The organism is Streptomyces cinnamoneus, from assembly GCF_014650495.1.
Lineage (GTDB): Bacteria > Actinomycetota > Actinomycetes > Streptomycetales > Streptomycetaceae > Streptomyces > Streptomyces cinnamoneus.
The window spans coordinates 324,200-343,230 of sequence record NZ_BMVB01000008.1 but is presented as its reverse complement, the minus strand read 5'-3'; the positions used below and the strand labels follow the sequence as shown (position 1 = coordinate 343,230).

At 69.5% G+C, this 19,031-nt stretch carries 29 protein-coding genes; 22 read left to right on the top strand and 7 right to left on the bottom strand.

The window, feature by feature from the left end; genetic code table 11:
- Positions 1–8: 8 nt before the first annotated feature.
- Positions 9–482: a carboxymuconolactone decarboxylase family protein gene (locus tag IE182_RS15295; RefSeq protein WP_190110335.1), complete on the bottom strand. Its 474-nt coding sequence runs from the start codon at positions 480–482 to the stop codon at positions 9–11.
- Between the two features lie 104 nt (positions 483–586).
- Positions 587–1,345: a GntR family transcriptional regulator gene (locus IE182_RS15290; RefSeq protein ID WP_190110334.1), complete on the bottom strand. Its 759-nt coding sequence runs from the start codon at positions 1,343–1,345 to the stop codon at positions 587–589.
- Positions 1,346–1,713: 368 nt separating this feature from the next.
- Here IE182_RS15290 and IE182_RS32775 point away from each other — a divergent pair, with 368 nt between their 5' ends.
- The 4 genes from IE182_RS32775 to IE182_RS15280 all read left to right on the top strand — a co-directional run bounded on the left by IE182_RS32775 (position 1,714) and on the right by IE182_RS15280 (position 3,284).
- Positions 1,714–1,977, top strand: coding sequence for a DUF6255 family natural product biosynthesis protein (locus tag IE182_RS32775; RefSeq protein ID WP_373303560.1), 264 nt, complete (start codon positions 1,714–1,716; stop codon positions 1,975–1,977).
- A gap of 79 nt (positions 1,978–2,056) precedes the next feature.
- Complete coding sequence (locus IE182_RS32445) at positions 2,057–2,191, top strand: hypothetical protein (protein ID WP_268249616.1); 135 nt, start codon at positions 2,057–2,059, stop codon at positions 2,189–2,191.
- A gap of 4 nt (positions 2,192–2,195) precedes the next feature.
- Positions 2,196–2,384 (top strand): hypothetical protein, encoded by a 189-nt coding sequence (locus IE182_RS15285; RefSeq protein ID WP_190110333.1) that lies wholly within the window; start codon positions 2,196–2,198, stop codon positions 2,382–2,384.
- A 222-nt stretch (positions 2,385–2,606) separates the two neighbouring features.
- Positions 2,607–3,284, top strand: a complete 678-nt coding sequence (locus IE182_RS15280; protein WP_190110332.1) for a hypothetical protein — start codon at positions 2,607–2,609, stop codon at positions 3,282–3,284.
- On the opposite strand, the gene IE182_RS15275 is transcribed toward IE182_RS15280, so the two are convergent.
- Positions 3,256–3,837, bottom strand: coding sequence for a TMEM165/GDT1 family protein (locus IE182_RS15275; RefSeq protein ID WP_190110331.1), 582 nt, complete (start codon positions 3,835–3,837; stop codon positions 3,256–3,258). The two genes, IE182_RS15280 and IE182_RS15275, sit on opposite strands and share 29 nt — an antisense overlap.
- 686 nt (positions 3,838–4,523) lie before the next feature.
- Here IE182_RS15275 and IE182_RS15270 point away from each other — a divergent pair.
- From IE182_RS15270 to IE182_RS15260, 3 genes are all read left to right on the top strand, one after another.
- Entirely contained in the window at positions 4,524–5,165 is a 642-nt protein-coding gene (locus tag IE182_RS15270; RefSeq protein ID WP_373303562.1) for an HNH endonuclease family protein, read from the top strand.
- Between the two features lie 218 nt (positions 5,166–5,383).
- The gene (locus tag IE182_RS15265; RefSeq protein ID WP_190110329.1) at positions 5,384–5,872 is read left to right on the top strand and encodes a DoxX family protein; all 489 of its coding nucleotides are present in this window, start codon (positions 5,384–5,386) and stop codon (positions 5,870–5,872) included.
- 325 nt (positions 5,873–6,197) lie between these two features.
- Positions 6,198–6,836, top strand: a complete 639-nt coding sequence (locus IE182_RS15260; RefSeq protein ID WP_190110328.1) for a DedA family protein — start codon at positions 6,198–6,200, stop codon at positions 6,834–6,836.
- Here IE182_RS15260 and IE182_RS15255 read toward each other — a convergent pair.
- Positions 6,833–7,375 carry a DUF1990 domain-containing protein gene (locus tag IE182_RS15255; protein WP_190110327.1) on the bottom strand — a complete coding sequence of 181 codons (543 nt, stop codon included), beginning with the start codon at positions 7,373–7,375 and terminating at the stop codon, positions 6,833–6,835. The two genes, IE182_RS15260 and IE182_RS15255, sit on opposite strands and share 4 nt — an antisense overlap.
- A gap of 77 nt (positions 7,376–7,452) precedes the next feature.
- Entirely contained in the window at positions 7,453–8,133 is a 681-nt protein-coding gene (gene snpA / locus IE182_RS15250) for a snapalysin (RefSeq protein WP_190110326.1), read from the bottom strand.
- Between the two features lie 190 nt (positions 8,134–8,323).
- Between snpA and IE182_RS15245 the strand changes: the two genes are divergently transcribed.
- On the top strand, positions 8,324–9,337 hold the full coding sequence (locus tag IE182_RS15245; protein WP_190110325.1) for a LysR family transcriptional regulator: 1,014 nt from the start codon (positions 8,324–8,326) through the stop codon (positions 9,335–9,337).
- A gap of 743 nt (positions 9,338–10,080) precedes the next feature.
- On the opposite strand, the gene IE182_RS15240 is transcribed toward IE182_RS15245, so the two are convergent.
- A complete protein-coding gene (locus tag IE182_RS15240; protein WP_190110324.1) occupies positions 10,081–10,416 on the bottom strand; it encodes a hypothetical protein in 336 nt (111 codons plus the stop codon).
- A gap of 475 nt (positions 10,417–10,891) precedes the next feature.
- Between IE182_RS15240 and IE182_RS15235 the strand changes: the two genes are divergently transcribed.
- On the top strand, positions 10,892–11,740 hold the full coding sequence (locus IE182_RS15235; RefSeq protein WP_229844819.1) for a nuclease-related domain-containing protein: 849 nt from the start codon (positions 10,892–10,894) through the stop codon (positions 11,738–11,740).
- Positions 11,741–11,751: 11 nt separating this feature from the next.
- Here IE182_RS15235 and IE182_RS15230 read toward each other — a convergent pair whose 3' ends face one another.
- Positions 11,752–12,210: an NUDIX hydrolase gene (locus tag IE182_RS15230; RefSeq protein WP_190110323.1), complete on the bottom strand. Its 459-nt coding sequence runs from the start codon at positions 12,208–12,210 to the stop codon at positions 11,752–11,754.
- Positions 12,211–12,228: 18 nt separating this feature from the next.
- Here IE182_RS15230 and IE182_RS15225 point away from each other — a divergent pair, with 18 nt between their 5' ends.
- The 13 genes from IE182_RS15225 to IE182_RS15165 all read left to right on the top strand — a co-directional run bounded on the left by IE182_RS15225 (position 12,229) and on the right by IE182_RS15165 (position 19,029).
- Positions 12,229–13,008 carry a GntR family transcriptional regulator gene (locus IE182_RS15225; RefSeq protein ID WP_190110322.1) on the top strand — a complete coding sequence of 260 codons (780 nt, stop codon included), beginning with the start codon at positions 12,229–12,231 and terminating at the stop codon, positions 13,006–13,008.
- 137 nt (positions 13,009–13,145) lie between these two features.
- Positions 13,146–13,490 carry an SCO3933 family regulatory protein gene (locus IE182_RS15220; protein ID WP_190110321.1) on the top strand — a complete coding sequence of 115 codons (345 nt, stop codon included), beginning with the start codon at positions 13,146–13,148 and terminating at the stop codon, positions 13,488–13,490.
- 20 nt (positions 13,491–13,510) lie between these two features.
- A complete protein-coding gene (locus IE182_RS15215; protein ID WP_373303559.1) occupies positions 13,511–14,851 on the top strand; it encodes an FtsK/SpoIIIE domain-containing protein in 1,341 nt (446 codons plus the stop codon).
- Between the two features lie 87 nt (positions 14,852–14,938).
- On the top strand, positions 14,939–15,130 hold the full coding sequence (locus IE182_RS15210) for a hypothetical protein (protein ID WP_190110320.1): 192 nt from the start codon (positions 14,939–14,941) through the stop codon (positions 15,128–15,130).
- Positions 15,127–15,339 (top strand): hypothetical protein, encoded by a 213-nt coding sequence (locus IE182_RS15205; RefSeq protein ID WP_190110319.1) that lies wholly within the window; start codon positions 15,127–15,129, stop codon positions 15,337–15,339. The genes IE182_RS15210 and IE182_RS15205 overlap by 4 nt, the downstream gene beginning before the upstream one ends.
- A 5-nt stretch (positions 15,340–15,344) precedes the next feature.
- On the top strand, positions 15,345–15,524 hold the full coding sequence (locus tag IE182_RS15200; protein WP_190110318.1) for a hypothetical protein: 180 nt from the start codon (positions 15,345–15,347) through the stop codon (positions 15,522–15,524).
- Positions 15,525–15,604: 80 nt separating this feature from the next.
- On the top strand, positions 15,605–16,294 hold the full coding sequence (locus tag IE182_RS15195; RefSeq protein ID WP_190110317.1) for a DUF2637 domain-containing protein: 690 nt from the start codon (positions 15,605–15,607) through the stop codon (positions 16,292–16,294).
- A 20-nt stretch (positions 16,295–16,314) separates the two neighbouring features.
- Entirely contained in the window at positions 16,315–16,503 is a 189-nt protein-coding gene (locus IE182_RS15190; protein ID WP_190110316.1) for a mobile element transfer protein, read from the top strand.
- 22 nt (positions 16,504–16,525) lie between these two features.
- Positions 16,526–16,711, top strand: a complete 186-nt coding sequence (locus tag IE182_RS15185) for a hypothetical protein (RefSeq protein WP_190110315.1) — start codon at positions 16,526–16,528, stop codon at positions 16,709–16,711.
- A 138-nt stretch (positions 16,712–16,849) separates the two neighbouring features.
- Positions 16,850–17,044 carry a hypothetical protein gene (locus IE182_RS32605; protein WP_308432109.1) on the top strand — a complete coding sequence of 65 codons (195 nt, stop codon included), beginning with the start codon at positions 16,850–16,852 and terminating at the stop codon, positions 17,042–17,044.
- A gap of 97 nt (positions 17,045–17,141) precedes the next feature.
- Positions 17,142–17,330, top strand: coding sequence for a hypothetical protein (locus IE182_RS15175; RefSeq protein ID WP_190110313.1), 189 nt, complete (start codon positions 17,142–17,144; stop codon positions 17,328–17,330).
- On the top strand, positions 17,324–18,811 hold the full coding sequence (locus IE182_RS15170; RefSeq protein WP_190110312.1) for a DNA cytosine methyltransferase: 1,488 nt from the start codon (positions 17,324–17,326) through the stop codon (positions 18,809–18,811). The genes IE182_RS15175 and IE182_RS15170 overlap by 7 nt, the downstream gene beginning before the upstream one ends.
- Positions 18,808–19,029, top strand: coding sequence for a hypothetical protein (locus IE182_RS15165; RefSeq protein ID WP_190110311.1), 222 nt, complete (start codon positions 18,808–18,810; stop codon positions 19,027–19,029). The genes IE182_RS15170 and IE182_RS15165 overlap by 4 nt, the downstream gene beginning before the upstream one ends.
- Positions 19,030–19,031 lie beyond the last annotated feature (2 nt).

Genomic DNA, 19,031 nt, shown 5'->3' with positions numbered 1-19,031 from the left:
CGCCACGCTCAGTGGAACTGCCCGGGCTCGTAGTCGCCGGCCGGCTGCTGGGTGATGATGTTCAGCCGGTTCGCAGCGTTCATGAAGGAGACCAGGAAGACCAGGGCCATGAGCTGTTCCTCGTCGTAGTGCTTGGCAGCGGAGGCCCACACCTCGTCGCTCACGCCCGTGGCCGCGTCCGCGACCCGGGTCCCCTCCTCGGCCAGCTCCAGCGCGGCACGCTCGGCCTCGGTGAAGACCGTGGCCTCACGCCACGCCGCGACCAGGTTCAGCCGCACCGGGTTCTCGCCGGCAGCGGCGGCCTCCTTGGTGTGCATGTCGATGCAGGCGGCGCACCCGTTGATCTGGCTCACGCGCAGCGCCACCAGCTCCTGCGTCGCAGCCGGCAGCGGCGAGTCCTTGAGCGCCTTGCCCGCGGCCATGAAGTGCTTGAGGGCCTTGCCGGCGGTGGGGCTGGCGAAGTAGTTCAGTCGCGCGTTCACGGTGTGCTCCTCAGCGGTGGTCGGTGCCTGCACCCCTGAGACGAGACAGCCCGCCGCCCTGTGACATGGACGAATGTGACCTGCGCCTCGCCGCTTGCGGGGCATCAGGCGTCGAACTCGTACTCCAGCACGTACGACGCGGAATCCAACGTCATCTCGCTGACCGCGACGGCGTTGCCGCCCTCGGCGAATGCCGTGCGGCAGATGTGCACGACGGGCGTACCCGGCGAGAGGGCGAGTTGCTCGGCTTCGTCCGCGGAGGGCATCCGGGTGCGGATCTCCTCGCGGAAGCGCACCGGTTTGTGACCCAGTTCCGCGAGACGCGCGTACGTGCCTCCCGGCCCGGTGTCCTCCCGCGTGATCGCGGATCCGGCCACGAGGCCGGCGGGCAGATACGAGGCGGACAGCTGAACCGGCTTCCCGTCGAGAACGAAGCGCCGACTCCTGACGCACACTGTCGCGCCGGACTCCAGGCCCAGCACTTCGGCCACTCGCTGCGGCGCGGCACGCTCGACGACGTCGACCCGGTCGACGATCAGCGCCCGATCCCCGACGTCCGCCGACCAGATGGACAGCCCGGCACCCCATGTCGACTCGGCCAGACGCCGGATCCCCCGCCGTCGCAAGGGGCGGAAGGAGCGCACGAACACCCCGGCACCCTTGCGGGCCTCGGCAATGCCTTCGTTCTGCAGGACACCCAGTGCCTGGCGGGCTGTCATGCGTGCCACGTTGTGCGCAGCCATCAGCTCGTTCTCGCCGGGTAGCCGGTCACCCGGGCCGTACTCACCTGCCTGAATCGCATCGCGCAGCTCGGCAGCGATCCGCTGGTACTTGGGCCGGCGGCCGGTGCCCTGGCTGGCCATCGGGTGATCACCTCTCTTCCCTTGACAGCGTACGGGGCGGTGAACCGCCGTCAGAGACTCGGGGCACCAACAGCCCTCCGGCCTTGCCACTCAAGGGCGTTGACATCTCTAGAGATGTCGCCTCGGCGTCAGACATCCCTTCGTGCAATGCCCCGTCCCTTCACCGGATGAGGGGTCCAGGTGTACGACGAACACCGCACGACCGCCCCTACGACGGGCTCTTTCCAGCCCGCTGAGTCGCCATCAGCACCCTGCCTCGGCTGCAGAGAGATCAAAGAGCGCCGCTACGAAGCCGTTCGCCGGGGCGATAAGACCGTGGCCGCAGCCATGGCCGATGTCATGGGTCTCCATCTGCGGGCGGTGCACCGATGAGGAGCGGCGGGGCGGCGCAAGCAACCGGCCGGTTCGCCGGTGGGACGGGGAGCGGCCGGACCTGTCCGCACCCCGCCGCCGCATGGACCACCGCCGGCGGTCTCCGGACCTGCGCCCGCTGCGGCACCCGGCGCGTCACCGACTACCGGGCTCTGGGCCTGGCCCTACAGCTGCCGGACAGGGGTGAACTCGACGGGCCCACCGTCGCCGTCAGAGGCACCGGCACCCTCACCGGCCCCGGCAGCAGACGTTCACCCTGACGGGCGGGGCACCACCGCACGACAGCACAGGGAACGCCCTCGTACCGACGCAGCACCGGTCAGGAAGGAGCCCGTGACGATGGGTAAGAAGAACGAGGACGAGTGGGACCCCCAGGACAACCAGGGCACTGCTACCGACCCCGACACCCGGGTGTCGCAGAACGGCGACGTCTGGTCCTCCACTGCGGACGACGAGGACCGCGAAGGGAAGTGACCCCGTGATCCACGGCGAACACCTGGCGAAGGACCTGCGGCGTGATCACGGGTTCGTCCACGTCGGACGCACCAAGGACGGCCAGGCCGTGATCATGCGCAAGGGGGACCGCTGGACCGTCGTCCCCCTGCGGTTGCTCACCCAGGAAGCCGTGGACACGATCAAGGCTCAGGCGGGGATCGGCCCCGTCTGAGCCGGCCCACCACCCCTGTCCCTACGTTCCCGCCGGGCACCGGCCCCGGGAAGCGAACCGTCGCAGCGCCAGGGCGAAGCCGTACGCCCCAGTACGCCCCCGCGCGCGCCCGCGCGTGCGACCCGGTGCTTCCGCCGCGCGCGCCCCAGCCATTGGCAAGCGCACCGCCCCGCAGTGGAATCGCTCGCGGAAGCGCTCCGCCCCGCGAGAGGAGTCAGAGACGTGATCCACATGACCGAGACCCTCGCCCTCCACACCGTCGAGGGGTTCCTCGAACCCGACGAGACGGCCCACGTCGTCAAGGTGCTGGACGACCACCTCGAAGCCACCCGCTGGGCCCCCGCGCGGCCCAGTGACGGGCTGGTCGCGCCCGCCGCCGTCCAGGAGATCCTCGCTGCCGCCGTCCGGCGCGCGCTGCCCTCGATCCGGCGGGTGTTCCCGTCCGTCGCCGCCGCCACGCCGTGGGACTACCACGACCTCCGGCCCGGCGACCGCATCGAGCCGCACGTGCACGGCATCAGCGACCCGGAACACCGGCCGCAGCGAGTGGCCCGGGTGGCGTTCCATCTGCAGGAGGCGGAGCAGGGCGGGGAGTTCTACGTCGACACGTGTGCGTCCGACGCGCTGTGGACGGACCGGACCGCCGGGCCCGGCAGCGCCTTCGTTCCCGGTACCCGGTTCGTGCAGGAGATCTCCCACCACGCCGGGCCGCAGACCGTCGCCGCGCTCGCCGGGATACCCCGCACCCGGTGGACCAGCGCGCCGCCCGCCGGGACCGCCGTCGTCTACGGCGCACAGCTCGTGCACGGCGTGGCGACGGTCCGCGAGGGGCGGCTGCGGAAGCTGATCACCAACCTCCTCGACGAGGACCTCAGCCCACGGCCGCCTCGTACAGGCTGAACCCCGCCAGCGCCAGCATCACCAGCGCCGCCACCTTGGTGATCAGCTTCAGCGGCACGTAGCGCATCAGCGTCCTGCCGCCCAGGATGCCGAGGCCGGCCACCGCCCACAGGCCGAGGACCGCGCCCACGCCGACCGAGAGCGGGTCGTCGTAGCGGGCGGCGAGGTTGGCGGTCATGATCTGGGTGAGGTCGCCGAACTCCGCGACCAGGATGAGCATGAAGCCCGCCCCGGACACCTTCCAGAAGGACTGGTCGGCGGGCTTCGCGATCTCCTCGTCCCCGTCGTCCTTCTTCAGCAGCAGCATCGCCGCGCCGGCCAGGAACAGGACGCCGACCACCGCCTGCACCAGGCGGTGCGGGAGCAGCGTCAGGACGCTGCCCGCCGCGATGGCCAGGGCGACGTGGACGAGGAAGGCCGCCGCGACCCCGGCGAAGACGTACGAGGCGCGGTAGCGGGCGCCGAGCATCAGGCCGGCGAGGGCGGTCTTGTCCGGCAGCTCGGCCAGGAAGATCACGCCGAAGACGAGGGCGGCGACGGTGAAGCTGAACACAGGGGTGGTTTCCTCTGTCGGTGGGCGGTGACGCCGCCGCGCCGAAACAGTGACCTGCAGGAGAATCAGGGGTCGCTTCGGCACGGCAGCGTCGTGGACACTGCGGCCGAAGGTCTCGCTGGCCCTCCTGACGGACGGGCCTCCGGGCGCCGGCCGGGCGCGAGGCCCAGCAGTATGTCGACGGTCCGGCGAAGAGCTACTCCCCTTCTGCTCCCCCCAGGGTACGGGATCGGTTCAGCAGCCCGCTCGCCACGCGTTCCTGGACGCCGGCAGTGTGACGGGGCCCACCGTGCGGGTCCGGTCCAGGCCCGCCAGCAGAGCAGCAGAGCGGCGGGGCAGCGGGGGGGCACCGAGGCGGCGGCCGGCAGGACCGCGAGGAGCCCGCCGAGGGCACCCCCCTGCCACCCTCCGGGCCGCGATCCGGCCGCGAACCAACGGCGACCCGCAGTCGCCCCTGGCGGCACGTCAGCCCCAGCGGCGGAGGCCCAAATTCCGGTAACTCCCCACGAAACAACCGCACATCTCACGCCCACAAACACTTGTTTTGGCATGACCGCGTCGCCATCCTGTCATCTGGCGACCACCCCCCTGACATCCGGCGCCGCGATCCTGGCCGCGCTTCGGCGGCCCGTACCCCCTCCACCCTCAAGGGAGTTCCCATGCCCGGACTGCGTGTCCCCTCCACCCTGCGCAGCGTCTACGCGCGTCGTACGGCGGTGTCCCTCGGGCTCACCGCCCTGGTCGGCACGCTCGTGCTCAACGGGCCCGCGGCCCAGGCCGCGCCGCCCACGCCGCCGGACGCCGCCACGGTCCGCACGCAGCTCAGCCAGCTGACGGTCAAGCCCGAGGGGTCGATGGACGGCTACAGCCGGTCCAAGTTCCCGCACTGGGCCACCCAGTACGGCCAGTGCAACACCCGCGAGGTCGTGCTGAAGCGGGACGGCCAGGACGTGGAGCAGGACGCCAAGTGCGCGGCCGTCTCGGGCACCTGGTTCTCCCCCTACGACGGGGCCACCTGGCACGACGCCCAGGACATCGACATCGACCACATCGTGCCGCTGGCGCAGGCGTGGCGCTCGGGCGCCAGCACCTGGACGACCGAGCAGCGCAAGGCGTTCGCCAACGACCTCACCCGCTCCCAGCTGATCGCGGTCACCGACCGCGTCAACCAGGAGAAGGGCGACAAGGACCCGGCGCAGTGGATGCCGCCCCTGAAGTCGTACGCGTGTACGTACGCACGGATGTGGGTCTCGGTGAAGTACGACTACAAGCTGACCGTGGACTCCGCCGAGAAGACCGCCCTGACCGGCATCCTCAACGGCTGCTGACCGGGTCGCCGGACGGCGCGAAGGGCCTCCCCCGCCTCGGCGGGAGGCCCGTCGTGCCCACTCCGCGCCACTTCGCGCCCACCGGAGGGGCGCGAGGGGCCTTGTTAAAAGGATGTTGCCGGGCAGAAATCAAGAAACTTGAACTTGCAAGTACCTCTTAGGCGCGCCTAACCTTTAGCCCTCGTCGTTCTCCGTCCCCGATACGAGGAGCCCCACCCATGCCCAGCACGCCCACGGCGGCCACGTCCCCGGCTTCCGGGCAGTCCGCCCCCACGTCGCCCGTCGCCGCCCTCACCGAGCGCGTCGACGCGGCCCGGCCGTACGTGCTGTCCCTGTTCCGCATCGTCATCGGCCTGTTCTTCGCCTGCCACGGCGCCGCCTCCCTCTTCGGCGTGCTCGGCGGAGCCGCGGGCAGCAACGGCGGCACCATCGCGGCGGGCACCTGGCCCGGCTGGTACGCGGCCGTCATCCAGCTCGTGGGCGGCATCCTCGTGATGGTGGGCCTCGGCTCGCGCTCCGCGGCCTTCATCTCCTCCGGCTCCATGGCGTACGCGTACTTCGACGTGCACCAGAGCGAGGCGCTGTGGCCGATACAGAACCACGGCGAGGCGTCCGCGATGTTCTGCTGGGCCTTCCTGCTGCTGGTCTTCACCGGCCCCGGCCCGCTGTCGCTGGACCGCCTCTTCGGCCGCGCCAAGCAGGGCTGACCGCCCAGCAGGGCTGACCGCACGTCACCCCGCGCCACGTACAGCAGGGGCCCGGCCGACGCCGGGCCCCTGTCCGCTCTCCCCTCTCCCCTCTCCCCTCTCCCCTCTCCCCTCTCCCCTCTCCCCTGTGCGCATACGGTCCACCAGGCCACCCCGCGGCGTGACCTGACTCACTCCCGGGCCCGTCCGGCACGTGATGCGAACAACATCACGCGCCCCACGCCCATCCCCCAGCCACTCCAGGCGTACGCTGTACGGTTGTGAAGGCCGCCCCTGCCGCTCCCCTGCGACGTCGCGGCGGGGGACCGTACCGGGAGATCAGGACGTGCTGGAGCAGTTGGGGGCGTTGGCCGACACCCCATGGATATACGTGATCGTCGGCCTGTCCGTACTCCTGGACGTTTTCCTGCCGGTGCTGCCGAGCGGGGTCCTGGTGATCACCGCGGCCACCGCGGCCGCGGGCTCCGCCGCCGGTGCGGTGGGTGAGGCCGCCCCGGGTCACGCCGGCTTCGCCGACATGTTCGCACTCGTGATGTGCGCCGCCACCGCCTCCGTCCTCGGCGACATGGTCGCCTACCGCCTCGCCTGGCGCGGCGGTGACCGCTTCGACCGCGCCATCGCCCGCTCCCGCCGCCTGACCGCCGCACAGGCCAAGCTCGGCACGGCCCTGCTGCGCGGCGGCGGTCCGCTCGTCGTCCTCGCGCGCTTCGCGCCCGCCGGCCGCTCCGTGGTCAGCCTCGGCGCGGGCGCGATGCACCGCCGGGTGGCCGAATTCCTCCCCTGGTCCGCGCTGGCCGGCCTGACCTGGGCGGCCTACAGCGTCAGCCTGGGCTACTTCGGCGGCCAGTGGCTGGGCGCCAGTTGGCTCAGCACGGCCGTCTCGGTGCTGGCGCTCTTCCTGGCCGGATCGGGCGCGGTCTTCCTCATGCGCCGCCCGGAGGAGCCGGAGACCCCGGCCCCTTAGCGGTCCACCGGCCGGCCGCGGCCCCGTCCCGCCCGTACCAGCGTGCGCAGGGCGCGCCCGCAGCTGCGCGCGTAGTACCGCTGGAAGAGCGGTACGGCAGGCCCGGCGAGGCGTGTGAACCACCGGGCGGGCCTGCTGAAGGCGAGCACGGTCAGCCGTACGCCGCCCGCCGCGTCCATCGTCACGACGAACGCCTCCTCCCCGCACTCCGGATGCCCGGGCAGCGTCCCGTACCCGAAGCCGGCCCGCCGCTCCTCCCGGACCGCCCACACCACCGCGCACGGGCCCGACACGCTCAGCGGGCCGAAGCCGATGGCGGGCGTGACGCGGACGCCGGGCGCAGGGTCCGCCGTGCCGCCGGGAATGCGCACGCCCGTCATGGCGCGGTGCATCCGCCAGGACAGGACGGCGTCGGCGGCGGCCCGGAAGTCGGCGCCGCCGTGGCCGACGCGGGTGGTCACGCGCAGGTGGTGGTAGCCGCCGGGCAGCCGGCCGACGGCGGTGGCACCGGCCTCGGGATAGGTGAGCCTGTCCGTCACCGCGCCAGTATGCGCGACGGCCCGGTCCCTCAGGGGGACCGGGCCTGCCTCATGCCCCGCGGAGCGGGACCGAACGGTCAGTGCGCCGTGGTGACGGGTGCCTTGTCGAACGCCTTCAGGCCGTTCGCCCAGAGCTGGTTGACCCGGCTCTTCTCGGCGGAGTTCGGGTAGGGGTTGGTGCAGGACGGGCCGGGGCCGCCACCGGACATCAGCTCGCTGCAGGGGCCGGAGTAGTGGTCCGGGAGACCGAGGACGTGACCGGTCTCGTGCGCGGTGACGCGGGTGGAGTCGTACTGCTCGTTCTGCCGATAGTCGAGGAGAATGTAGCCCCGGCCGTGGCCGTCGGTGCTGGCGTACGAGCCGCGGGAGTCGTTGCCCTCGTAGTAGCGGAAGTCGGCGTTGGAGCCGGAGCGCAGCTGGATGTTGCGCACCGAGCTGTTCCAGATCTGCGCGCTGCGGGCTATCTCGTTCGCGAAGCTCGGCGCCCGGCTGGCGTCGTAGGTGACGGTGACGGTCGCGGCGGCGAGGCCCGGCTTGGCGGCGGCCTGCTTGGCTCTGGCCGACTTCATGACGGCCTCGAAGAACGCCTTGTTGTTGGCCTCCTCGGCCGCCGAGCCGACGTACGAGGAGGTCGCCACGGTCCCGGCCTGGGCCGGAGCGCTGTGGTCGAGGGCCACTGCCGATGCGGGGACCGCGGTCATCGTGGCCGCGAGGCCCAGGCCGAGGGCGGCCGAGAGCATCATCGTGGAGCGTTTCATGTGGGGGACTCCATTCGTTCCGGAGCCACTTCGGCCGCCGCGCGGTGGGTCGCGGCGGCCGGGGCTCACGGGTGAACTCCAGTTCCCCTTGAGTCTCTGACGAGTTATCAATGGTGCGGATGATGCCAGTTGGCCATAGCGCCATTCAATCGCCTATCCTGCGCCACCTCCTCGTTCCCATGCGTCCGGCATGTGCCTGGTGTGGCGTACGAGGCGCGGTTATGCTCCCTCCGTGGAGCTTGAGGTCAGGCACCTCCGCGCACTTTGCGCCATCGCGGACACCGGCAGCGTGCGGAAGGCGGCAGTGCAACTGGGCATGACTCAGCCCTCCTTGACCACCCAGCTCCGTCGCATCGAGGCCACCGTCGGCGGCCTGCTGTTCACCCGCGGGCAGACCGGAAGCCACCCCACACCGCTGGGGCACTCCGTCCTCTCCCGCGCGCGCCCGATCATCGCCGAGATGGCCGCCCTCGTAACGGCCGCCCGCGACGCGGCAGTCGGCGCCGGCGGCCTGCGCCTGCGCATCGGCAGCATCGGCAGCCGCGCGGTGACGGGCTGGCTGCGCCGGATCCACCAGCGGCTGCCCGACACGGACACCACGATCCACATAGAGGTGTCCTCCAACACGCTCCTGCAACTGCTGGCGACCAATCAGCTGGACGTGGCCTTCGTCCACGAGACCGCCGGCTTCCCCCTGCACGTCCCCGAGGGTGTGGAGCGGCGCGTCCTCATCGCCTGCGAGCCCCGCTTCGTCGCGCTCTCCGCCGGCCACCCCGCGGCCGCCCGTCCGGTGCTCCGGCTCGCCGAACTGGCGGGCGACGCCTGGATCGTGGACCCCACCGCCGACGACGAGGCCACCGCCCTGCGCCGGGTCTTCACGGCCGCGGGCCTCGACCCCCGCCTCGTCCACGTGCGCGACAACACCACCGCCGCCGAGCTCGTCGCCTCCGGCGAGGCCGTACGCACCGCCCAGCCCACCGCCGAGGCCCCGCCGGGCACCGTCATCCGCCCCCTGGCCGGCGACCCCCTCTCGGCCCAGCTGTCCCTGGCCTCCCGGCACGGCTCCCTGCCGCTGCGGGAACTGGATGCCCTCTATACGGACCTGATGGCCGCCTACGTGGACGTAGCGGGGCGAAACCCCACATACCGCACCTGGCTGGACCACAACGGCAGCCCGCTGCTGCCGTCGGTGGGCAGCCATTGAGACGACACAAGCCGAAGGCCCCTCGGCGCTGCTGCGCCAAGGGGCCTTCGGCCTGCTGCTTCGTGTGGGCACAGACGGATTTGAACCGCCGACATCCGCTTTGTAAGTTCGACACACGGTCCGTCCGACGCCTGCCCATCGGCTACTGCCTGCAGTTGCCGTGGCCGTGCCTAGTCGCCGTTGTTTGCCGAGATCCATTCTTGTTGATGTCAGGTGTGGATGTCAGCCCGAGCCTGCCTGCGCTGGGTCTGACTTCCTTTGGCGAGCGGATTTCCTCAGCGTCGCGACCACCGGTGCCACTGGCCTGTGAGTAGACGGTTACACCCCATAAGTAGAGCGAAGCACGCTGACAACAGAGCCAAGCATTCGAAGAGATCAACACTCACGCCACGATGAGCTACGGCGAGCAATCCACAGGCCAGGCCAAGGACACAGACAGCTAGCACAAGAACGTAGGCGAAGAAGAGGACGAGTGGACGCAGTGCTCGCATGTTGACCTCTCTGCTCGGCTCAACGGGCGATCATAACAGCCGACTTGCTCTCCTCCTCAGCCCACCACTCTCCCGAAGCAACTCGGGCGGGCGGTCGACCTGGGGCTGGTGTGTCTCTCATCTGCTGCGATGGTCCGCAGGCGCCCTTGCTTGTCCGCCGCTGTGCGTCGGCGTTGTCACGCAGTTAGACACTCGCCTGCCCTGCCCTTCGTCGCTGTGTGCCCAGGCTTCATCTATCAGTCGCTACGGACGTTAGGTGCGAACGCTCCAGCCCTCGGGAACCTGGCTCGGCTCATGCTCGGGCGGCAGGATCTCATGGACGTGATGACGTCCCTTGTCGCTCCCTGAACCCCAGTCGTCGAGGGTCTGGCTGAGAAGGCTGACGAACGGGTCATTGAGGTTGTTCCACAGGACCAAGGGGTCCAGGTCGCCATCTCCCATGTGCGCATAGGGGGCATCGCTGGTGAGACAGGCCCAACCCACGATGGGAGCGATGATCAGCTCCTTGTCCCTGGTGTCTGCTATGGCTACACGCCAGCCGTTCGGGGCGCTTGAGAAGCTTGCGATGTTCCTCTGCGTCTCTGGCATGGAGTGAGACTGCCAGTGCGCGCTGGTTAGCGACAGAGGGCGGCTCCGGGGCTTTGGCCGGTGTCCTGCCCGGGTTGGGGTCGAGCATGGTCAGGGGGCCGTACGCTGGTTGGCAACTCGGGCAGGCTTCACCCCTGCCCGCAATGTGCACGAGTGGCCCCCTGGCCTTGCTCGACGCGGGACCCGAGCCGGGGAGGTGGGTAAAGCCCCGGAGCCGCCCGGCCCCCCACCGGCCGGCGCTTCTCTCTTCCGGTCCTGGCTGTGTCGTCCAAGGGCGCGCAGAGGCGCAGGCGCGCGGAGCGGGCCGGAGGCAGGAGCGGCAGCGCGACCGGAGCCGCAGCGCGCCCGGCGGAGCGGTAGCGGAGCCGGGGGCCTTGATGGAGTAGAGAAACTTTGACCGCGCGGGCCGTCTTGTGGTCATGCGCCGAGGCTGCTGCCATATGAGTGGGGATGACGCAGATGCCGGGGGGCTGGCTTGAGCGATCTCAAGGTCGTGGAGCGGGACGGTTCCGGGCGAGATCGGTTGTACGTGGAGACCTTCGACGGCATGGTCGTGGCCTGGCTGGACCGCTCGACCGGTGAACTGAGGGTCCTGCGTGAGGAGTACCGGCCAGCTGTGCTGGAGATCCTTGCTCCCTATCTGGGATCACCGAACGGGCAAGCTGCAGCGCAACCGCGTCCAAAGGTTCGAGTGCTGGCGCCCCTTACGCCAGCTGATGACCTCGCTCGAAATCGTCCGGGTAAGGCGTTGAAGGACAAGTTGGACGCCGAGGGTCCCGGCCCCGTCGAGCGTCTCATTACATGGATGTTGCGCCGTGACTCCGAATGGACCTCTTGGCGACTGGGGCTCATCGGCGAACGCCGGGTGGGAGCTGAGCTTGATCGCTTATCCGGTCATGGATGGCACGTGCTGCACTCAATCTTGTTGTCGAACTCGGTCGACATAGATCACCTGCTGATAGGCCCGGGTGGCATCTTCAACATCAACACCAAGCATTGCCCCAACAAGGATGTCTGGGTGGGCAACGACTCGGTGAAGGTCAACCACGGTCCGCCCCACCCCTATACGCGGAAGGTCCGGGCGGAAGCGCGACGCGTCCGGCGGGTTCTGGAGCGGTACAGCGGAAAGACTGTCCAGGTTCAGCCAGCCCTGGTGTTCGTCGGAGTGTCTAGGCTGGAGCGCGCCTCCACGCTCAGCGACGTGCGCGTCTGGAAGCAACAGGAGGTCGCACAACTCGGCACGACGGCCGGCGGACTCACGCCCGGAGAGATCGAGACCTTGTACGCGATTGCCCGCCACCGGCTTGCGTGGACCGAAGCCTGATAGCTCGCCCCTCAGGCCAGCTTGCGCCCGTCGTGGCTCCGAACGTGCGGCCCCATGCCGTCCAGGGCATCCAACAGGCGGACGGCGAACACGGGGGACATCCGCTCCGCGATCTCATCGGGCGTGAGCCACTCCACCGCGGTCGACTCATCCGAGGTGCGCTCGGAGCCGCCCGACGGCTTGCAGCGGAAGACGAGTGCGACTATCCCCCGGCTGGTGTTCTTGTAGACCCCGGTGAGCTCGTCCACCTCGACGTGCACGCCGGTCTCTTCGTAGACCTCCCGAGTGACACCTTCTTCCGGCGACTCCGCCAGTTCCAGCACTCCGCCGGGAAGCTCCCAGGTCCCGTTGTCGGCCCTGCGGATGGCGAGCAGCCGACCGTCCTCGCGCACGACGGCTCCGGCCACTGACACAGAGTGCAACGGCGTTGACTGGGCTTCTCGGACGCTGTTACTCATGTGCAGGAGCATAGGAGGATGGAAAGGACTATGGGAACTGCTGTAGGGGATGGCAGGGCCGTGCCGCGGTACGTCCAGATCGCTGATGAGATCGTGCAGCAGATCCGTGCGGGGGTCCTCAAGGCCGGCGACATGGTGCCGAGCGAATCAGAGCTGGTCAAGCGCTACGGCGTCTCCGGCGGGACCATCCGTAAGGCGATGGTGGAGGTCAGAGCAAGCGGCCTGGTGGAGACTCGTCACGGCAAGGGCTCGCTTGTGAAAGCAAGGCCGCCCGTACGTCACCGCTCGTCCGATCGCTTCCGGCGCTCGCTTCGAAGGGGTGGGAAGGCCGCCTACCTCGCGGAGTCGGAACAAGCGGGAGCCACGGCAGCTGTGAGCGTTCTCTACATCGGTCCGATGGGCGCCCCGGAGGAAATCGCCGAGCGACTCGACGTGGCGCCTGGCGCCCAGGTGCTCGCCCGTCGCCGCCTCTACTTCCGCAACGGCGTCCCGGTGGAGACGGCCACCTCGTACCTCCCGTGGGACGTGGTCAAGGACATACCGGAGCTCTTCGCCGAGAACCCTGGTGGCGGCGGTATCTACGCGCGCCTTGAGGATCACGGGCATGTCTTCGCTGAGTTCATTGAGACCCTCCAGGCGCGGCCGGCTGCCAAGGCGGAAGCCTCGGAACTGAAGCTGAGCGCGGGCGCTCCTGTGGTTCATCTGGTCCGGAATGCCGTGACCGAAGAAGGTCGCGTGGTGGAGGTCTGCGACACCCTGATGGCGGCTGACCAGTTCGTATTCAGCTACCGCATCCCCGCAGCCGACTGACACACCCTCAACTCCCCACAACCCGCTGCGATTTCCTGACGCAGCGGGTTGACTCATATGTAGGAGTGAGGCACTCTTCTAAGAGTCACTCATATACATGAGTGAAGGAGTCAAGCCTCTATAGAGGAGTGATCGCCATGCGACAGATCCCCGTGGACACGACCCAGATGATCGTGATGTTGATCCAGGCTCCGGAACCGAAGGTCAAGAACCGGGAGACCGGTGAGCTCGCTCACGACCGAACGACGGGCAAGACGCTCTACAACGTGAACGTCGCAGTCATCGTGGAGGGCAAGCCCGACGCAGTGACGATCGTGGTCGCAGAAGACGGGATCTCGCCGGACCTGGTGCCGGGGATGCCGGTCACGTTCCCTGGGCTCGTCGCCCGCCCGTGGGAGACCAGCAACGGCCACGGCATCAGCTACCGGGCTACCGCTGTCATGGCAGCCCTGCCGGTGGCGGCGTCCAACGGTAAGGGTTGATCCCAGTGACCGTCGGAGATGTGGCCTTACTGGTGGGCTTAGCCTCGGCCGTGACTGGATTGCTGGTTCTGCGGCGGGTTCGCCCGACGTGGTACTGGCTGAGTGTCGGCGCCGTTGTGGCCCTGGGGCGGGTGCTGATCACCTACCGGTCCGTGATGGAGGCGTGCGGACTGACGGAACGGCCGACCCGGTTGCGACTCTGGGTGGCCAAGGTGGCCCGTCGTGAGCCGAGCAGGATGGTTCCGCGGCTGCGGCGGGTGCGGATCACCCGGACTGGTTTGATCCTTCGGATCAGGATGCAGCCGGGGCAGGAAGTGCATGACTTCGCGGTCGCCACGGAACGGCTCAGGCACGCGTGGTTTGCGCACGGGGTGCATGTCAGGGCCCATAAGCCCGGGTGGCTTGAGGTCCGGCTGATCGCCTACGACGTGCTGCATCACGTGGCCATGCCCCGAGAGGCTACGGGCAGTCTCCTGCGGGTGCCGGTAGCGCTGCGCTCGGACGGAAGGCCACACATGCGGGACTTCCGTAAGACCCCGCATGAGCTGGTGGTCGGTGCGACGGAATCAGGTAAATCCGTCTACCTCCGTGGTCTGATCAAAGAGCTGGCACCTCAGCCGGTCGCCCTGGTCGGCATCGACTGCAAGTGGGGGGTGGAACTGTCTCCGTTCGCTCCACGCATGTCAGCCCTGGCGTGCACCCCTGAGGAAGCGGCTCTCCTCCTAGACGCGCTGGTAGAGGAGATGACCGACCGGTACGAGCTGATCCGCGCCGCTCAGCGCCTCGGGTCCGACACGCCTCTCGAAGAGATCACCTCGGACATCTGGGGCCTGCCCGAAGCGCTACGTCCGATCCCGCTGGTGCTGATCGTCGACGAAGTGGCCGAACTATTCCTCGTCGCAACAGCAGCCGACGAGAAGCGCCGGGATCACATGGTCACCCAAGTGATCCGCCTCGCTCAGCTCTGCCGCGCGGTAGGGATGTACCTCGAAATCTGCGGACAGCGCTTCGGTTCCGAACTAGGCAAGGGCGCGACGACGCTACGAGCTCAGCTCTCCGGCCGTGTCTCGCACCGCGTCAACGACGAAGGCTCCGCCAAGATGGCCCTCGCCGACGTCAGTGCTGCCGCTGTCCTCGCTGCCACCTCGATCCCAGAGGATCGCCCCGGTGAAGCAGTGGCCGGCGACTCCTCCGGCGGGTGGGCATTGATCCGCAGCCCGTTCACCACCTTGCACGAAGCCGCGGCCACCTGCGCCGAGTACGCCGACATGACGCCGGACATCCCCGCCCTGGCCCCCTTCCGCCCGGGCAAGGCCAAGGTGCCCCTCGAAACTCCGGCCCCGGCCCTCGAAACGGCCTGACCCTCCGGCTCCATCGGTCGGCGCGACCGCATCGCGCCAGGTCCCTACCCGATCCATGCCCGAAACCGGACGCAAAGGAGATCAGCAATGTCCCGCCGTACAGACGACTACGACCGCAGTGCCCGTATCACCCGGGACGTCTGCGACTACGCCGAGCAAGACGGGGCGGATGTCGAGTTCGCCAGTGTGATCGTCAATTCGATGCTTGAGCAGGGCCGTCGGGAGCGGCAGGGCGATTACCCGCCCCAGGGGCACGACTACCCGAGCCGGGACCGGTGATCGCCGTGATCCCTGACCCTGACGCCCTGATGGCCGATGACCGTCGTCAGCATCACCTCGCCTGCCAGGTCGATAACTACCTCTGCAACCCCGAGCACGACCCTTCCTTCGCCGCGGTTCTCTACTCCGCCACGGTCGCCGAATTCGAAGCCAAGGAGTGGACCGAGTATCCGCCCGAGGGGCATGGCTACCCCCGAGAAGATCAGTGATCGCCGTGGCGACGCGGAAAACCACCCGCCGGAAGCCCTCGACGAAGCCCTGCCCGGACTGCACCGCGGGCCAGGTCTCCGAATCCTTCAAGGTCGGCGGCCGCAAGAAACAGGAGAGCCCCGACCGGCAGGAGGCCCTGTGCCTGACCTGTCTCGGTAGCGGCGAAGTCGCCGACACCCGCTGAACCCGCTCGGGACCGGGCGGCAGAAACCACCCCGCCCGGTCTCCGGCTCCCTCTCTGACGCCCGGAAGGAGGAACCCGCGATGAAGCGACTCTCCCACCGTGATCCGGTGCTGGTGCAAGCAGTGATCGCCGGTGCCCTGTCCTTCGCCCACCTCCACGACATCGCTCAGGCCGCCGGGCAAGACGGCTGGAAGGGCTGGGCCTACCCCATCTCCGTCGATCTGCTGCTGGTCGCAGCCTGGCGCCGCCTCCGGTCCGGTCACGGGGCCCGCCTGGGCTGGGTCTGGTTCCTCATCGCCCTGGTCGCCTCGCTCGGTGCGAACGTCGCGACCGCCGGGTTCCTGGACCTGGCCCACCCTCCGGCCTGGCTGCGGATGCTCGTGGCCGGCTGGCCCGCGGCCGCGTTCCTCGGCGGCACCCTCCTTGCCCACACCCCTGGCCCCTCGGCAACCGAACCCGCCCCGGAACCCGCCCCGGCCTTGCTCGAACCGCTTGCTCCGGAGCCTGAGCCAGCCCCGGTCGACCCGGAGCCCCAGCAGGCAATCGATCCACCCGAGTCAGGCCAACGGGACCGCCAGGAGTCGGACAGTGCTCCGCAGCCCGTTCAGGCAGCGCCTGCGGCCGCCCCAGCCGCTCTGATCGCGCACGCCCGGAAGGTCGCCGACGTCTACAAGGCCACCACCGGACAGCCCATCGACACCGACACCCTTCGCGCCCGCCTCGGTGTCCCCGCCCCCATGGCCGAAGCCATCGCCACCCAACTGACCTGACCACCTGGAAAGGACCACTCATGCGACGCAAACGCTTCTGGAACCGCGACCGCGTCGGACAAGTCGAGATCGCCACCCACACCGACCAGCTCGGCCGGCTGGCCCACACCGCCGCCTGCACCGCCCCCGGTTGCGACTGGTCCGCCGACTACCTCAACCGCGCCGCCGCCGAACTCGCTGCGCAGATCCACCGCTGCGACCCCCGCTGACAACGGACAAGGAGACACGGCTGTGAACGTCCCGCTCTGGTTCGCCATTGCAGTCATCGGCTACCTCGGCATCAAGCTCACCCGCGTACCCGCCTGGATGGTAGCCGTCCTCCTGATCGCGGGCTTCCTCCTCGCCGGGAGCTTCTTCGGCGGTGCGATCGAAGCCGGAATCAACGGCGGAGCCTCCGTCATCGGCGGCTCCAAGTAACCAGTCCAGAAAGGACCGATCATGCTCCGTCCTCAAGTCCCGACGAACCCGCTCCCTACCATCACGACACCCGCCACGACCGCGGAACTCCAGCCGCAACCGGCTCAAGCCCTCTGTCAGCACCACACACCCGCTCCCGTGACTCCGGCTCGTGGGGCAGTGCACCTGACCGCGGGGGCCACGGTCGCTGCCATCGGCGCGGGCACGGTCGCCGTGCTCGTCATCGGCGCGGTCCTGGTCGGCATGTTCTTGGCCATCTCCATCACGGCCGGCTCGCTCGCCGTCGTCGCCGTGGTCGCGCGCTCGATGCTCAACAGCCAGAACAAGCGCTGAACGGCCCCCGGGGCGGCCTCTACCGCCAAGTATCCGCCGCCCCGAGGACCTGAACCCCTTCACGGATCACCAAGACCAGCAAAGGGAGACCTCCATCATGCCCGAGCACAACCATGCCCTGGCGCGCCGCTGCCCGCACTGCGACGGCTTTCCCGCCGTAGCCGTCACCACGGGCCAGCGCACCCCCGCCGGGTACCGCGAGACCATCACCGCCACCTGCCCGGCCTGCCACGGCACCGGCAGCCTGCCACTGGCCAAGCGGGTCAAGGCAGGTGCGACGTGCTGACCTACATCGACTTCTTCTGCGGCGCGGGCGGCTCCTCCTCCGGCGCGGCCGCCGTCCCCGGGGTCCGGCCGGTACTCGCCGCGAACCACTGGGACCGCGCGATCACCTCGCACGCCGCGAACTTCCCCGACGCCGAGCACTTCACCGGCGACCTCCACGACGCAGACGTCGCCCGCTTCCCGGCCGCCGACTTGTTCTGGGCCTCACCCGAGTGCCCCCAGTGGTCCAACGCCCGAGGGAAGCGCCGCGACTTCGACAAGCAGCCCGACCTTTTCGGCGAGACCTTGCCCGACGCGGCCGCCGACCGCTCCCGTGCCCTGATGTGGGACGTTCCCCGCTACCTCGACAGCACCCACCGACGCGGCCGCCCGGTCCTGGCCGGGGTGATCGAGAACGTCATCGACGTACGGGCCTGGGACCTGTGGCAGACCTGGCGCAACGACATCCGCGCCCTCGGCTACGACACCCGCCTGATCGCCCTGAACTCCATGCACGCCCGCCCGGTCGCCACTACGTGGGCGCCGCAATCTCGGGACCGCCTCTACCTCGCCTACTGGCACCGCTCCCCGGGCCGGGCCCCGGACTGGGACAAGTGGTTACGGCCCCGCGCCTGGTGCTCGGTGTGCGAAGAGACCGTGACCGCGGTGCAGGCGTTCAAGAACCCGCGCCGGGACATGGGTCGCTACCGGCAGCAGTACGTCTACCGCTGCCCCCGCGTCTCCTGCCGCAGCAACGTCCTGGAACCCGAGGCCCGGCCGGCCGCGACCGCCATCGACTGGACCCTGCCTGCAGAGCGCATCGGGGACCGCACCAAGCCTCTGGCCGCTGCCACGTTGAACCGCATCCGCGCAGGGCTGGCCAAGTACGGGTCAGCACTCGCCGCCTCGAACCGCGGCACCCGACGAACGGAGGCCGCACCGGCGCTCCTGGTCCCCGTCGAAGGCCGGGACGGCAAACACGCGGCCCCCGCCACCTCGCCGCTGCGCACCCAGACTGCCCGCAACGAAACCGGTCTCGCTTGGCTGCCCTACCTCATCCCCCTCCGGGGCGGCGGCGACAAGGAACGCGCTCGCCCAGTCACCGACGCCCTCACCACCGTCACTGCGTCCGGCAACCATCACGGACTCGTCACCGCCCCCGGCTTTGCGCCCGAGGACGCTGCCCTGCTCGTCCCGTACTACGGCAAGGGCGTGGCCCGCCCGGCCGACGCGCCCATTGGAGCGCTCACCACCCGCGACCGCTACGCCCTGGCTACCGGTACCACGATCGCACTGGACGACGTGCGCTTCCGGATGCTGGAGCCCGGCGAGATCGGCCGCGCCATGGCCTTCGCCGACAACTATCGCGTGCTCGGCAACAAGCGCGAAAAGGTCCGCCAGTACGGCAACGCCGTCACCCCGCCCGTTGCCGAGATTCTTGTCTCCGCCCTCGTCGAAGCCGTCACAGGTGCCCCTCTCGACCGCCAGGTGGTGACCCGGTGAAGGACCCGACTCCGGACCAGCCCGGCATCCGCATCTCGGCACCTCCCGCCTACCGGGACCACGACGACCCGGCCCGTTGGTCCACCCGCACGGCTGAGGCTCCGATGGCCTCCTACGCCTGCTCCTGCGGACAGACCGGCCACGCCACCGGTACCAGCAAGGTTCAGGCCCTGGTCAGTGAATACGGCGAGCACACCGCCACCTGCGAAGGGCGGTGACC

Coding starts and splice junctions, on each gene's coding strand:
- IE182_RS15290 (WP_190110334.1), bottom strand. CDS start 1,345: ATGGCCAGCCAGGGCACCGGCCGCCGGCCCAAGTACCAGCGGATCGCT.
- IE182_RS32775 (WP_373303560.1), top strand. CDS start 1,714: ATGAGGAGCGGCGGGGCGGCGCAAGCAACCGGCCGGTTCGCCGGTGGG.
- IE182_RS32445 (WP_268249616.1), top strand. CDS start 2,057: ATGGGTAAGAAGAACGAGGACGAGTGGGACCCCCAGGACAACCAGGGC.
- IE182_RS15265 (WP_190110329.1), top strand. CDS start 5,384: ATGCCCAGCACGCCCACGGCGGCCACGTCCCCGGCTTCCGGGCAGTCC.
- snpA (WP_190110326.1), bottom strand. CDS start 8,133: ATGAAACGCTCCACGATGATGCTCTCGGCCGCCCTCGGCCTGGGCCTC.
- IE182_RS15245 (WP_190110325.1), top strand. CDS start 8,324: ATGTGCCTGGTGTGGCGTACGAGGCGCGGTTATGCTCCCTCCGTGGAG.
- IE182_RS15240 (WP_190110324.1), bottom strand. CDS start 10,416: ATGCCAGAGACGCAGAGGAACATCGCAAGCTTCTCAAGCGCCCCGAAC.
- IE182_RS15230 (WP_190110323.1), bottom strand. CDS start 12,210: ATGCTCCTGCACATGAGTAACAGCGTCCGAGAAGCCCAGTCAACGCCG.
- IE182_RS15225 (WP_190110322.1), top strand. CDS start 12,229: ATGGGAACTGCTGTAGGGGATGGCAGGGCCGTGCCGCGGTACGTCCAG.
- IE182_RS15220 (WP_190110321.1), top strand. CDS start 13,146: ATGCGACAGATCCCCGTGGACACGACCCAGATGATCGTGATGTTGATC.
- IE182_RS15210 (WP_190110320.1), top strand. CDS start 14,939: ATGTCCCGCCGTACAGACGACTACGACCGCAGTGCCCGTATCACCCGG.
- IE182_RS15195 (WP_190110317.1), top strand. CDS start 15,605: ATGAAGCGACTCTCCCACCGTGATCCGGTGCTGGTGCAAGCAGTGATC.
- IE182_RS15190 (WP_190110316.1), top strand. CDS start 16,315: ATGCGACGCAAACGCTTCTGGAACCGCGACCGCGTCGGACAAGTCGAG.
- IE182_RS15175 (WP_190110313.1), top strand. CDS start 17,142: ATGCCCGAGCACAACCATGCCCTGGCGCGCCGCTGCCCGCACTGCGAC.